Source organism: Congregibacter litoralis KT71 (assembly GCF_000153125.2).
GTDB lineage: Bacteria > Pseudomonadota > Gammaproteobacteria > Pseudomonadales > Halieaceae > Congregibacter > Congregibacter litoralis.
Genome location: NZ_CM002299.1, coordinates 2,653,084 through 2,665,745, shown reverse-complemented (window position 1 = coordinate 2,665,745; position 12,662 = coordinate 2,653,084). Strand labels below are relative to the sequence as shown.

Genomic DNA, 12,662 nt, shown 5'->3' with positions numbered 1-12,662 from the left:
GCGTATGCTCGCATATTCACAGCCAGACTGATTGTCTATGCCTGAACAGCTGTTCATCGCCGCCATTTTCCTGGGTCTGTTTTATGGGCTCGTGTTCACATCCTATGCGCCGGCCTGGCTGTTTTCGGGTGCCATGGGCGTGGTGTACTTTGCGGGTCTGGTAGACACGCCCGAGGTGCTCGACAAGGCAACGAATATCGGGCTCGTGACACTGGTACTCCTGCTCCTGGTATCCGTCGGTCTCGAGAAACTCAGTTGGTTGTCACGATTGTCCCGAGGCTTGGTTGTCGGCGGATATCGGCGCTCACTCCTCCGGGTGTCTGCGGTAACCAGCGTGTTTTCTGCGCTGGTGAATAACACGGCGGTGGTGGCGACCCTGGCCAACGCCCTTCGCGAGAATAACCACCATCTGCCCAGCCGTCTGCTGCTGCCCCTTTCTTACGCCGCGGTGCTCGGCGGCACCACCACGCTGATTGGCACCTCAACCAATCTTATTGTCAGTTCCTTTCTCGAGGATGCTACGGGCGAGGGCCTGGCCTTTTTTGATTTTCTGCCCATTGGTCTCAGCGTGACCGTAATAGGTATTGCTGTGCTTCTCCTCACCCACCGGCTGCTGCCGGCAAATCCCCGGGACGAGGTTACGGTGGCGGAATATCTGGTAGAAGCAGAGGTGGTCGCGGGTTCCAGCCTCATCGGCCGCAGCATCGCCGAAAATGGACTGCGCGAACTGGAGGCGCTGTTTCTCGTGGAGATCGTGCGCGGTGATCATCTGATCTCTCCCGTGGCGCCCCAGGAGTACATCGCGGAAGGAGATCGCCTGATTTTTTCCGGTGATATCGCCAAGGTCAGCATGCTTGAGCGCTTTGATGGCCTGGCAACCTTTGCGGCGGGCGAGGGTTTGCTAAGCGGGAACCTCGTGCAGGTGATCCTGCTGCCCGGAGCTACTGTCGAAGGAAAAACCGTCAAGGATTCGGGGTTTCGATCTCTGTTCGACGCAGCGGTGGTGGGGATTCGCCGTGGTGGTGAGCGTCTGTCGGGAAAACTTGGAACGATTACCCTGCAGGCCGGCGACAGCCTGATGCTGGCCATCGGGGGTGATTTCTACAGCCGGCGCAATGTGGATAAGAACTTTCTTGTGGTGGGGTCGCGGTCGGTGCAAAAAACCCTTGGCACGACGGTCAATACCATCGTCGGGGTGTCTATGCTCGCCGTGGTTGCCTCTGCCGCCCTGGGTCTGCTGCCGCTGATCAAAGGGCTTCTCGGTATGCTGGTTCTGATGCTGGCGCTGGGCGTTGTTCGTGCGGGAGAGCTCCGACGGCGCTTTCCCTTTGATATCGCCATGGTGATCGGTTCTGCGCTGGTCCTGTCTCAGGCGCTGGTGAATACGGGGCTGGTCTCCGTCATTGCTGACGGCCTGCATCTGCAGCTCGCCAGTAAGGGCCCCTATCTCGCTCTGGTGGCGGTATACCTGGCGACACTCCTGATGACGGAGTTGATGACCAATAACGCAGCGGCGGCGCTGGTGTTCCCCATCGCTTTTGGTCTGGCAGAGAGCTTCGGACTCAGCGCCATGCCCTTTGTAATGGCCGTGGCCTATGGCGCGAGTGCCAGCTTTATGACCCCCTATGGCTACACCACCAATCTTATGGTGCAGAATATCGGCAACTATCGTTTTGTGGACTACCTGCGCTACGGATTTCCCTTGTCCGTGGTGTATTCAGTGGTGGTGCTGGTGATGTTGCCCCGGGTGTTTCCCTTCGCCCCCTGAGCCATCGGGTCCCGCGGATAACTGATTAGTAACCTTTAATCCGCAGCACATGTTTCAACATCTGGATCTGCTCCCGGCTGACGTCGGCATCAGGGCCGCTCCCACCTTCCAAGCCGTCGGCGCCATAGCTTCGCAGCTGGTACTGGGGCACCGTGCGTCCCGACAGACCGCCTTCATAGTGATAGGCATTGCCCCAGGGGTCAGCGAGATTTGCGGTGCCCACGCCGTAATCGCCGCTGAGCAGCTTGTCGAGGGGGGCGGGCAGCGTGGCAGCCGCGTCGTAGTAACGGGTGATGGCGGCGTCTATGGCCAGCATGTCATCACGCACCGTGCTCAGGGCGGTCCAGTCAATATCCGGGCCACCGATGCCTGTGATGTCATAGAAGGCCTGTTCGGAGTCCTTGCTGCAGTAGACCTGCACCTCTTCCTTGCTGGGCGCTGCAATGATCATGTCCTCGCCCACCACAAACCTGCCCCGGTGCATGGTGAAACCGTTGGAGGTGAGGCGGGAATAGCTTCCGCAGAGAATCTTGCCGGGGTAGCTGCGGCTGTCGTGAATGGTGACATCGCGCTGATTTGGCAGGCTGCGTATAAGGCGCTCCTGATAGTCGGCGGTGTAGCTCGCACAGCCGCTCACCGCACTCAGAAAAACCAGTAAAGACACTCGTGACAGCATGATGATCCTTGGGGCTAAAGCAGGGTCGGGGAGTATGAATCCCGTACTGGAAGGGGGCAAGGGGCCGCCATTGAATAAAGGGCGAGCGCTCTCGATGTGGTTCGCCCGCGGTCATGGCGGCATGCTGAAGGGGTCGAGGAAGTGCGAGGAGAATAAAGAATGGCGGCGTCGGCTTGTCAGAGAATCACGCTGGTTTTTGCTTTTTTCTTTTTTGCCGGCCTGTCCCAGGCGGCGTTCTCTCAGTCACCGATTAACATTGAGCAGTTACTGACAAAACCATCGGTCTGGCAAATCAGCAGCAGTGTCGACTACCGGGGCTCATCGCTCGGGTCATTCCAAAACGGGCGCCAGCTCACGGGCTCCACGGGGCTTCGCTACGGACTGACGCCCAGGGTGGAGATCAACGCACGGCTCACGGGCTGGCAGTACCGCCAAAGCGTTGGAGAGCTTCAGTCCGAGGAACAGGGGCATTCCGTGAGTATCGGCGGCAACTGGCTTCTGAAACGCGAATCTCTCCTTCCCGCAATGCTTCTTGAGGCTCGTGGAGAGCTGCTAAGTCGCGGTAGCCCGGAGGAGCGCAGTTTCCCCGGGGGTTCCGTGGGCCTCACCCTTTATAAAAGCAGTGATCCCGTGGTGCTTTCTCTCCGCGCCTCGATGAATCTCCGGCGGTCCTATCGCTTTGAGAGCGTCAAGGTTAGCCCCGGTGCCACCTGGAGCATTGAACCGGGTGTCAATTTTGCGGTGAACGCCAATGTCACACTGTTTGGCAGTGCGTTTTTTGAGCGACGAAACGCGTCATTGCACGATGGCGTAACGCTCTATAACGCGCAAGAGCGTGTGGGGCTTCGCGGCGGTCTGGCGCTTGCCGTGGCGGGGCGCCACTCGCTATTTGTCAGTGGCGATCTTGCCAGTGATCAGCAGGGAGGCGTGAGCCTGCAATGGTTTTACGAATTTTAGTGGTGGGGAAGCATCCAATGAGTAATCGTGAAAGGAATCACATTATGAAAAATCGCAGTAAACAGTGGGCGGCAGTCGCCGCTCTGAGTCTACTTGTTGCGCAGGGAAGCACAGCGAGTGAAGACGCCATTTCCGTGCTTGACACCCAGGCGCAGCAATCAACACTGCTGTCCGAGGCATTCAGCAGCGCCCCTTCGGCATCAACGCGTGTTTTTGACGAGGCGTTGATGGAGGAGACCCAGGGGGCGCTATGGCCCTGGATTTTTGGCGTCGTGGCCGTGGATATCAGTCTCGCCAGCTTCTTCTGGGGCGATTATCTGCCGACCATGGCGGCGGCCGGCGGGGCTTGCGTCAATTGTGATATCGGTAACAAATCGAGGTAATCTCGACGACGGGGCAGATTCCTTGCCCCGTCGCTTTCATCTATGGGTTCCGTGATTTCGGAGGCGATACCTATGATTAATCCCGAATTAAGCAAAAAACGTCAGGATGTCGAGTATTCCCGGCGCTATGACCGGCTGTTTTTTTTCCATGCCCTGAGTCTGCTGCCGCTGCTGGTCTTTGTGACCGTGACCTTTGGGAAGTCGGGGCAGCTGGTATGGACGGCGGTTTATGCCAGCGGGGCCACCTATCTCGTACTGCTGATCTTCCTGCGGGTTCTCTGGCGCCGTGAGGTTCTTACGCGCATGCGGGAAGAGGGTGCAATCGACGGCGACTACAAACCGCCGGTGCTGTGAAGTCCCGCGACCGCGGTCGGAAGTCGCTATGGTCTGTTGCGTCAAGGTCGGTAGCGTGTTGCCTGTTGCTGCAGCTGGTTACGCCCGCGCAAGCCTTCGATAACTGGTTGTCTCTTCGCGATGCCGGGGTGGTAAGGCAAGAGCGGGATTTCAGTTGCGGTGCCGCGGCTCTTGCCACCGTGCTCACTCACTATTACGGGGAACCCGTGAGTGAGGCGGCGCTCCTCGAGCAGTTACTCAGGGAGCGCGTGAATACTGGTGATACGAAGGTGCAACAGCAGGCCCTGTCCTTCGCTGATCTCGCGATGCTGGCGGGCTCCAGACACTATCCGTCCATGGGCCTTGCGGTGGCTTTTGAGGATTTGAAGAAGCTGAAGCTGCCGGTTATTGTGGCGCTCGTCATCGAAGGGCGAGGGCACTTCAGCGTGCTCCGACGTGTCGACAGCGATGATCGGGTTTTTCTCGCCGATCCCAGCTGGGGTAATCGTCAACTGGGAAAACAGGCTTTTCTTCGCAGCTTTAGCACACCGGGGACGTCTGCCCAGGGACGTATTCTCATTATTGGTTCCAAAAGAGATTCCAAAAACGGTTCCAAGAGCGGTTCGGGAGGCGATGAGCGTTTCCGGCACCGGACCCCGCGCCGGGCGCTGATGGCACCCGGCGTCTGAGTCCCGAGCTTAGCGGAACTCGGAAACTCTGACCTTAGAGCTCCTTAAAACGCATATTCAGGGACTGGAGATAGCTTTCGCTGTCGCGGCGGGCCGCATTGCCCGTTACCACGGCGATGGATGCATTCTCCGGCACCAGATACTCGGCCGCGACCCGCTGAAGGTCCTCGAGGGTGACGTTGAGGATCCTCTGTCTGAAGGCCATGCGCTGCTCGTGGTTGCGTCCAAAGCGACGGTTGTGGAAGTCCTGCTTGGCTTCGCCCGCCGGGGATCCCGGCTTATCGATGGTGCTGATCACGCCGAGAATTGCTTCTTCCAGGCTGGCGGGGCTGTGATCGCCCGTGGCCATCCACGCGATGCTGGCGTCAAAATCTTCCAGGGTCCCTTCAATGCGGGGATCCCGATAGGAATAAAAACGAAAGGCTGCGATGCTCGCATCGTGACTCGCGCCGCCGCCGTAGGCGCCGCCCTGTTCGCGGATGGCACGATGGAGGAAGCCGTTGCGCAGATATCCCGATAATACGGTGAGCGCCGCCGCATCGGCATGCCCACTGGGTACCGTAGCGTAAGCCTTCGCACAAAAACTCACCTGAGAATTGGCTACCCAACACTCCCGGCGGGTTTCGCGCAGCATGGGTAAGCTCAGGCTCGAATCACTCTGGCTCGGCAGGGCTTTCCAGATGCTGGCGGCTTCTTCGGCGAGGGCAGTGGTGCGCCCCGGCTCTGCAACGATGAGCGCTTCCCACTCGGCATTCTGAAGCTTGGCGTGAAGCTGCTGCAGTTGCCGGGCAAAGGCCTCGAGTTTCCCTGTTTCGGCAAGAGAATCGTCAAGGCGCCGCAAGGCCGCAATACCCTCCATACCCGACAGTTCATGATGGAGCATGGCCAGGGGGCTCATGCCGGCACAGGCAGCGAGCATGGCCAGGCTATGTCCCTGTCCCGTGATGGACTGTTCCCGACGGGCTCTCTGCTGGGCGACCAATTCGCGAATACGCGGTAGCTCGTCAAAACGCAGATCCAGCAAGGTGTCGCGCATCAGCTTTGATTGCTCGGCGCTTTTCCGTGCCAGCGCCTTGGAGGAGAGCGCCAGGCTCGCCTGCGCCACCTGCTCGTCCTCAATGCTGCCGCGCATGGATGTGAACAGGCTGATGGATCCAACGGAGGAAGACTGCCGGTGTTGCGTCGCAAGATAGTCTGCATCGCCCAGGCCCAGCTCTGCGGTCATGCCCGTAAGATGCGGGAGGAGCGTCAGTTCCTCGGCGCTTAGCTGGGGAATACTGCAGCTGAGCTGCTGGTATACCAGTCCGTTTGTGCCCTGCTCGTACAGGGTAAAGGGCAGGCCGTCGATGTTTGTTTCCTGATACGACAGCTTGGGTAATGTGCCCGGCACATCCTCGAGGGTAACCTTGGGAAGCAGCTCCGGGTCATCCTCCTGCGCCTGACGCTCCAGCAGCGCCGCCGCCTGGGTGACGATGGCCTGTTTTTCCGACGCATCGAGGCTACTTTTGAGCGCCGCAAGCCGCTGCCGCTCCTCCTCGCGTTTTTTCTCGGACAGGGTTCCATCGGGGGTCATGACCAGCGTGACGCGATGGGGGTTTTCGATGAGCAAATTGCGCGCAAGACCGCGGATATAGTCTGGGTTCTGAATCTGCTCCCGCAACTGCGCAATCACCGGTTCGAGATCCATGGAGGGGACGGGGTCGGCATAGTGCGTGGCCGGGCCCAGAGCCTGGAGAATCAGGTTCAGTCCGAAGGGCATCCCGTCGCCGCTGATCTCCCGTTGATGGAGCTCCAGCTGATGCAATACCGCTTCCAGTTGCTCCCGGGGCACACCGTTTGTCGCAATATCCTCAATGACATCCAGCACCAGCTTTTCCAGCGCTTCTTCATGCGACGCTTCGCTGCCCTCGATGCCGCAACAGAAAACAAGCTCTCGAAGGGAGTCCTCCAGTCCGCACAGGGGTGAGGGCGCCGTGCCCAGTTCCGTGGTTTCGAGGGCTTTTTGAAGAGGTGAAGCGCTGTTTTCCATGAGTACGCTGGACAATAACTGCGCCTCCAGAAGGTCCTTCAGCTCGCTGCTTTCACCCAGTAACCAGCCCATCACGATATGGGTTCGCCGCTCGCTGCTGCCTTCCTCATCAAAGGCGTAGGGCTCCGTCACCCGTTTGGGCTCGGTGTAGCGCACCTCGGGGTTGACCACGATGCGCTTGTCCAGGCGGGTGAAGTTTTGCAGTGCCTGTTCGTGGAAGACCGCCTGATGCTCGGCCGCGGGGATATCACCAAAGGTCATGAAGGTGGCGTTGCTGGGATGATAATGGCTCTTGTAAAAGCTCTGTAGCTGATCATAGCTCAGCTCGGGGATATGTTCGGGTTCCCCGCCGGAGTTGTAGTGGTAAGTGCTGGTGGGGAACAGGTGGTGACAGAGAGTCTGCCACAGCCGCGAGGGCACGGAGCTCATGGCGCCCTTCATCTCGTTAAAAACCACACCCTTGTAGACCAGCTCGCTTTCCGTGTTGCCGGACTCCTCAAATTCGACACGGTGTCCTTCCTGGGCAAAATCCAGGGGGTCGAGCTTGGAGAAAAAGACCGCATCCAGATAAACGTCCAGGAGATTGCGAAAATCTTTACGGTTCTGGCTGGCAAAGGGGTAAGCCGTCCAGTCGGCACTGGTGAAGGCATTCATGAAGGTATTCAGGGATCGGCGGAGCATCATGAAGAAGGGGTCGCGCACGGGGTAGTGCTCGCTGCCGCACAGGGCCGTGTGCTCGAGAATGTGCGCCACACCCCGACTGTCCTCAGGAACCGTGCGCAGGGCCACGAGAAACACGTTTTCGGTGTTGTCCGAGGCAAAGTGATAGTGAATAGCCCCGGTCTCTCGGTGCTCAAACTGCTCCACCCGGATATTCAGGGCGTCGATGCGCTCCGCGCGCAGGGGAATGAAGCTATCGTGAGCAATGGGAAGATTGGACGGACTGTTCATAGCGTTTCCAATTCGTAAAAACGCGTATTCTAACGTGATTTGCGCCGCGTCTTTAGGGTCCGCCGGGGGCCGGCATGGCACGGAGTTTCAGACGGTACAGCCAGGGCCAGCGCTTACCCGTCACCCAGAGGGCCCGATTATCGGCATCCCAGGCGATGCCATTGAGTACATCGGTGCCGGGTTCCCGATCCTCGGGGTCAAGGAGCCCGCGAAGATCCACAATCCCCAGGACCGCGCCGGTCTCCGGGTCAATGCGAACCAGTTGATTTGCCTGCCAGACATTCGCCCAGATTTCGCCCTCAATCCACTCAAGCTCGTTGAGCCTGGGAAGAGGCCGAGCACCCAGGGTGACCGCCAGGGTGCGCTTTACGCGCATATCGTCAGTATTCAGGAAATACAGCTGGTGGCTGCCGTCGCTGTAAATCAGCTCCGATCCATTGTGCGTAAGCCCCCAGCCCTGGGTCGAGATGCGATGCGTCGCCAGGGGTTTAAAGGACTCTGCGTCGTATTCAATAAGCTGTCCCGCGCGCCAGGTGAGCTGGTAAATACGATCTTCGAGCCGCGTAACCCCTTCGCCAAAGAGCGCCGGGGGGAGGGCGTGCTCCTGCTTGAGTTTCATGGCGGGAAATTCGTAAGCCAGGAGTCGGGACTCACCATACTGGCCCGTGCTGACATAGAGGGTATCTCCTAGAATCTGCAGACCCTGCACAAAATTTTCCCGGGGGTGGGGGAGTTGCTCCAGCACTTCGTAACCGTAGCGCATCAGCGGCGCGGCCACGGCGGGTAGGGCCATCGTCGCCGCGAGCACCCCGGCAAACGCCCGGGCCGTCACCGTTCTCAGGTAGCTATTCACGCCCCTGCCACCTTTGCCGGCGCTTTGCCGCGAATCAGCCCGCGGATGAGGAATCTCGCGGGGGAGAGCGCCCGCTGCAACTCGCGACTGAGGGGGGGGGGCTCACCAAATATTCGGGCAGCTATGAATTCGCCACTGAGGGCTGCATAACTCAAGCCGCGGGATCCGTGGGCGGTGCTCATGTACAGGCCCCGCTGGTAGGCACCGGTCAGGGGAATAAGCTGGCTGGCGTCCCATTGCAGAGGACGAAAGCGCTCTTCAAAGGCAGCGATGTCCGGAAGGGGGCCGGCAAGGGGGAGATAGTCGGGCGATACGCAGCGAAGCTCCGCACGGCCCTTCAACTGCGTGGGATCAAGGGACATCAGATGATCCTCCCACGCCGGCAGCGCCCGCGCCAGGGCAGCAATATTGTCACGGTGTTCCTCTACGCGGAGCTCGCGACTCTCGTCGCCCGGCTTGAAGGTCGCTCCAATGCAATGCTCGCCATTTACCGCCGGGGCGATATAGCCACGGTGACAGAGGCTGGTACGCAGGGGCTGATCCCGGGGCGCGGGTATCTGGGTCGTCTGGCCGCGCACCACCCGCAAAGGTAGATCTCCGGTCTGTGCAATGCGCCTCCCCGACGGCCCCGTGGCCAGGATCAGTAAATCTCCCAGCCCCTGACGATGGCCCTCTGGATTCCGAGCCTCCCATTGGCCGTTTTCACAGTGAAAGCTGAGGTGTCCGCAATGCTCCTGCAGGCTGATACCCGGTTGATCCAGGAGGGCGCGGCACACGGCGGGTGGCGCAAGCCATCCGGAGCCCGGTTGCCAGATGCCCGCGGTGCCGGAGCGAACACCGAGAAGATGCTCAACACTTTCCACATCCCGAGGTTCGGCTACCGCCTCCAGTCCCCGGAGGGCCTCGGCGAGGCTGGAGGTGTCGCCCCGGGGCATGTCCGTCTGCACGCAACCGTTGAGCTCACCATCCCTGCCTTCACGGAGTAAGCCGTCCTGAAACATCCGGCGGTAAAGATCCCGGGCATACAGAAACGCCAGCAGTGAAAACTCGCCTAGGATTGAGCGCTCGTGAGAGAGCCGCGTAAACAACACCCCCTGCGCATTCCCGGAGCCGCCCCCGGCCGCGGCCCCTTCATCAAGCACGGTCACGGCCATGCCCCGCCGCCCGAGGGCCGCGGCAACATGCGCACCGGCGAGACCGGCACCGATGACCAGTGCCGTCTGATTTGCGTTCGCAGGCGGGTGCGGGCTCAGGTCCCAGGGCGTCAGAGTGGGCGTTAAGGTGGGTGCTGAGGAACGCTCGGCTTGCGGGTCGCTCTGGGTAGCATGCAGCGATCCCTGAAGGCATTCCCGTTTTTTACCAAAGCCCGGTCGTTTGTTCATGCTGAAGCCGACGCGACTAAGACTTCGGCGTACCTGCCCCGACGCGCTGTAGGTGGCCAGGCTTGCGGACAGCTTGCTGGCGCGGACCATATGTTCGAACAGTGGCACCGTCCACATCGATTCGTTCTGCCGCGGGGCAAAGCCGTCGAGATACCAGGCGTCTATCAAGGGCACATCCAGGCCCGCAAGCTCCGCCAGGGCGTCCTCGGCCTCGGCCCATATAAGGTCCAGGGTAACCCGGCCGCCATCGAATACGCGGCGATGCACGCCCGGTAGCGGAGGCGGGTAGGCCGATAGCAACTCCGCCGCAAGATCAGCAAGCTCAGGCCAGCGGCGGAGGGATTTTTCCAGGGCAGGGAGACTCAGGGGGTGACGGTCGACGCTCCAGAAGTGCAGGCGTTTCCCGGGGGAGGCGAAGCGCTGAAAACATCGCCAGCTCAGGAGAAAGTTCAGCCCCGTGCCAAAACCCAGCTCCCCAATGGTGAACAGGGATGCAGAGGGGATCGTCAGGCGTTTCTCGAGATCACTGCCATCAATGAACACATACTGGGATTCCGCCAGTCCATCTTCGGCACTGAAGTAACAATCACCATAACGGACGGATCGCGGCTCCCCGGCCTCAGTCCATTCCAGCTCGGCAGGCTCCATGGCCTGGAGAGGGCCCTGGGCACGTATCACGGGGCGTCACTTGTCTCGGCTGATGCAGCTCCAAGCCATGGGGGGCTGTCATTCTGCAAATCTACAAGGACGCTGGCCGGGACCAGATGGAGCGTCCAATCCTGACGGGGTGGTGCCGTAAGCACTAGAAGGTGTTTTGCACTGCCCTCCAGGGGAGGTAGCTGGAGTTCCCACTGAAAATCCGAAACACTGAAAACGTTCAGCCCGTTACCGAGCTTCGTTTGCCCGACAAACTGGTGTTTGCCGATGTGACGGAGGTTGTAGGTACTGCTACCCACGAGGGAACCGCGCCGGCGTATCTGAATGGTGCCGATAAGGGGACTGTCACTGCGACGCTCGGCGATCGCGGTGTCAGAAAGACGGGTATCCACCTCGGTGCGAAGAAGCGGCCACTCATCGGCCCTTAGGAGCAGCTTGTCCCGGGAGTAGGGAGCGTTGAGTAGGAGAGCCAATTTGGCCTCGTCCGCAGAGGCGTCTACCGGTAGCGCGTCTGTGGCCTCCTCCGGGTCAGGGGCCGTGTTTACAGCCTCGCCGTTGCCGCTATGGTGGCGAAGCAGCAGACCTCTGAGACGCTCCACATCGCTGTCCGACAGGCCGGGCGCACCTGGCTCCTGGGCCCTTGTGGAAAAAGAGCCGAGGAGAGCCAGACAAATCGCAACGGCTGTCAGCGCAGCAGTCGCCCTGGAGGAAACCCCAGTCCCGGGCGTCACGTTTGCTCCGGAGGCAACAACAGCCCCGGGTAAACGAAGGTTTTTTCGCAAGCTGGCTCCGTCTGTCTTCGTGCCGGAGGCGGCGTAAACCATGATCCTGAAATCCTCCAAGGAAAACAGGAGCATAGCAAACTGAGGGGGCCTGCTGTTTGGTGCTTTTACCTATTCCGGCGAAGGTCTGCTGGCATGGTGCAGGACCAATCGGTAGACTTCGCGGGCTGTTAGTCATCTCCGCGGAAAAGCCATGTCAGAAAACACCCAACGCAAGAGTCTCCCGACGGACAAGTTTCTCACCGTCGCCGTGAACCTGATTCACAAGGCGCTCATTGAGCCCAGTCGAACCGAGGCCAAGAGTCTCTACCGTGACCTTGAAGAAAAAAAGGTCGTCGCCCTTACCAATCTGCGCATGGAAGACGGCAGCATGGTGCGCTTTGATCTCAGTCTGGATTATGAGCACTATCAGGGACGCCTCAATTTCACGAGTTTTCGCACGGGACTGACGATGCTGCTCTCGAGCATCGCCGAGGCGATCAAGGATCCTGCGTCTCTGCGCTCTTACGCCAATGAGTCAAAAGAGGACTCCGTGATGTTCGGTATTACCGCGCTCACTGCTGAAGACGGTAAACCCAGCGTGCTGGTGCTCGGAGCGGATTCGGGAAAAGGTGGTGCTACCGTGGAACTGCAGCTTATGTACCTTGATCCTGCGCAGTTTGAACAAACGGCAAAGGCTGACCCGGACTCTGCCGTAGGCTGAGACCCCGCACGCCAGGCCTGTTTTTTAGCTGGGTGCAATCACCTCGGCGCTACCGCGCAGGAGGCAGCGACCGTCCTCATGGCATATCTCGCAATCGATAATTACACGCCCCCGCCGTTTTTTCTCAGCCACCGTGAGTCGGATAAGCACGGCGTCGCCCGGCAGCGCTGGCTGCCGGAATTCCAGACTCTGGCGCAGGTACACGGTGCCCCGTCCCGGCAGGGAGTGAGCGAGACTGGCGGAAATCCAGCTTGCCAGGAGCATGCCGTGGGCGATGCGATCCTCAAAACCCGCGGCGCGGGCAAAGTCCGCGTCGGTGTGCAGGGGGTTGTGGTCGCCGCTGGCAGCCGCAAAGGCATCGATATCGCTGCCCTGCAGTTGGCGTTTGATCTCACACTGCTGGCCTTCCTGCAATTCATCGTAGCTAAAGCTGTTTTCCGTCGTCATGGTGAGGTCTCTTTTTTCCTTCGGCGCCGGGGATGGCTCTCGGTGCTGACAA

At 60.0% G+C, this 12,662-nt stretch carries 12 protein-coding genes; 6 read left to right on the top strand and 6 right to left on the bottom strand.

The window, feature by feature from the left end:
• Positions 1 to 37 precede the first annotated feature (37 nt).
• Entirely contained in the window at positions 38 to 1,768 is a 1,731-nt protein-coding gene (locus tag KT71_RS12175; RefSeq protein WP_008295085.1) for an SLC13 family permease, read from the top strand.
• A gap of 25 nt (positions 1,769 to 1,793) precedes the next feature.
• Here the strand turns inward: KT71_RS12175 and KT71_RS12170 are convergent, their stop codons facing one another.
• Positions 1,794 to 2,444 carry a type II secretion system protein GspG gene (locus tag KT71_RS12170; protein WP_008295086.1) on the bottom strand — a complete coding sequence of 217 codons (651 nt, stop codon included), beginning with the start codon at positions 2,442 to 2,444 and terminating at the stop codon, positions 1,794 to 1,796.
• Positions 2,445 to 2,603: 159 nt separating this feature from the next.
• On the opposite strand from KT71_RS12170, the gene KT71_RS12165 reads away from it, so the two are divergent.
• The 4 genes from KT71_RS12165 (at position 2,604) to KT71_RS12150 (ending at position 4,806) form a co-directional block, all read left to right on the top strand.
• Complete coding sequence (locus KT71_RS12165; RefSeq protein WP_008295087.1) at positions 2,604 to 3,401, top strand: hypothetical protein; 798 nt, start codon at positions 2,604 to 2,606, stop codon at positions 3,399 to 3,401.
• Between the two features lie 44 nt (positions 3,402 to 3,445).
• Complete coding sequence (locus KT71_RS12160) at positions 3,446 to 3,784, top strand: hypothetical protein (protein WP_008295088.1); 339 nt, start codon at positions 3,446 to 3,448, stop codon at positions 3,782 to 3,784.
• A 72-nt stretch (positions 3,785 to 3,856) separates the two neighbouring features.
• Positions 3,857 to 4,138, top strand: a complete 282-nt coding sequence (locus KT71_RS12155; protein WP_023659713.1) for a hypothetical protein — start codon at positions 3,857 to 3,859, stop codon at positions 4,136 to 4,138.
• 65 nt (positions 4,139 to 4,203) lie between these two features.
• Entirely contained in the window at positions 4,204 to 4,806 is a 603-nt protein-coding gene (locus KT71_RS12150; RefSeq protein WP_008295090.1) for a C39 family peptidase, read from the top strand.
• Positions 4,807 to 4,840: 34 nt separating this feature from the next.
• Here the strand turns inward: KT71_RS12150 and KT71_RS12145 are convergent, their stop codons facing one another.
• The 4 genes from KT71_RS12145 to KT71_RS12130 are packed head-to-tail and all read right to left on the bottom strand — an operon-like array spanning position 4,841 to position 11,502.
• Positions 4,841 to 7,786: an insulinase family protein gene (locus KT71_RS12145; protein ID WP_008295091.1), complete on the bottom strand. Its 2,946-nt coding sequence runs from the start codon at positions 7,784 to 7,786 to the stop codon at positions 4,841 to 4,843.
• A 52-nt stretch (positions 7,787 to 7,838) separates the two neighbouring features.
• A complete protein-coding gene (locus tag KT71_RS12140; RefSeq protein ID WP_008295092.1) occupies positions 7,839 to 8,639 on the bottom strand; it encodes a glutaminyl-peptide cyclotransferase in 801 nt (266 codons plus the stop codon).
• Entirely contained in the window at positions 8,636 to 10,699 is a 2,064-nt protein-coding gene (gene mnmC, locus KT71_RS12135) for a bifunctional tRNA (5-methylaminomethyl-2-thiouridine)(34)-methyltransferase MnmC2/FAD-dependent 5-carboxymethylaminomethyl-2-thiouridine(34) oxidoreductase MnmC1 (protein ID WP_008295093.1), read from the bottom strand. Before mnmC ends, KT71_RS12140 begins: the two co-directional genes overlap by 4 nt.
• Positions 10,696 to 11,502 (bottom strand): hypothetical protein, encoded by an 807-nt coding sequence (locus KT71_RS12130; protein WP_152025227.1) that lies wholly within the window; start codon positions 11,500 to 11,502, stop codon positions 10,696 to 10,698. The genes mnmC and KT71_RS12130 overlap by 4 nt, the downstream gene beginning before the upstream one ends.
• Before the next feature lie 151 nt (positions 11,503 to 11,653).
• On the opposite strand from KT71_RS12130, the gene KT71_RS12125 reads away from it, so the two are divergent.
• A complete protein-coding gene (locus tag KT71_RS12125) occupies positions 11,654 to 12,163 on the top strand; it encodes a hypothetical protein (protein ID WP_008295095.1) in 510 nt (169 codons plus the stop codon).
• Between the two features lie 24 nt (positions 12,164 to 12,187).
• On the opposite strand, the gene KT71_RS12120 is transcribed toward KT71_RS12125, so the two are convergent.
• A complete protein-coding gene (locus KT71_RS12120; RefSeq protein WP_023659711.1) occupies positions 12,188 to 12,610 on the bottom strand; it encodes a MaoC family dehydratase in 423 nt (140 codons plus the stop codon).
• Positions 12,611 to 12,662 lie beyond the last annotated feature (52 nt).

What these genes read in the sequence shown, in the direction of transcription:
- KT71_RS12175 (WP_008295085.1), top strand. Translation starts at nt 38, where the DNA reads ATGCCTGAACAGCTGTTCATCGCCGCCATTTTCCTGGGTCTGTTTTAT.
- KT71_RS12170 (WP_008295086.1), bottom strand. Translation starts at nt 2,444, where the DNA reads ATGCTGTCACGAGTGTCTTTACTGGTTTTTCTGAGTGCGGTGAGCGGC.
- KT71_RS12165 (WP_008295087.1), top strand. Translation starts at nt 2,604, where the DNA reads ATGGCGGCGTCGGCTTGTCAGAGAATCACGCTGGTTTTTGCTTTTTTC.
- KT71_RS12160 (WP_008295088.1), top strand. Translation starts at nt 3,446, where the DNA reads ATGAAAAATCGCAGTAAACAGTGGGCGGCAGTCGCCGCTCTGAGTCTA.
- KT71_RS12155 (WP_023659713.1), top strand. Translation starts at nt 3,857, where the DNA reads ATGATTAATCCCGAATTAAGCAAAAAACGTCAGGATGTCGAGTATTCC.
- KT71_RS12145 (WP_008295091.1), bottom strand. Translation starts at nt 7,786, where the DNA reads ATGAACAGTCCGTCCAATCTTCCCATTGCTCACGATAGCTTCATTCCC.
- KT71_RS12130 (WP_152025227.1), bottom strand. Translation starts at nt 11,502, where the DNA reads ATGGTTTACGCCGCCTCCGGCACGAAGACAGACGGAGCCAGCTTGCGA.
- KT71_RS12125 (WP_008295095.1), top strand. Translation starts at nt 11,654, where the DNA reads ATGTCAGAAAACACCCAACGCAAGAGTCTCCCGACGGACAAGTTTCTC.
- KT71_RS12120 (WP_023659711.1), bottom strand. Translation starts at nt 12,610, where the DNA reads ATGACGACGGAAAACAGCTTTAGCTACGATGAATTGCAGGAAGGCCAG.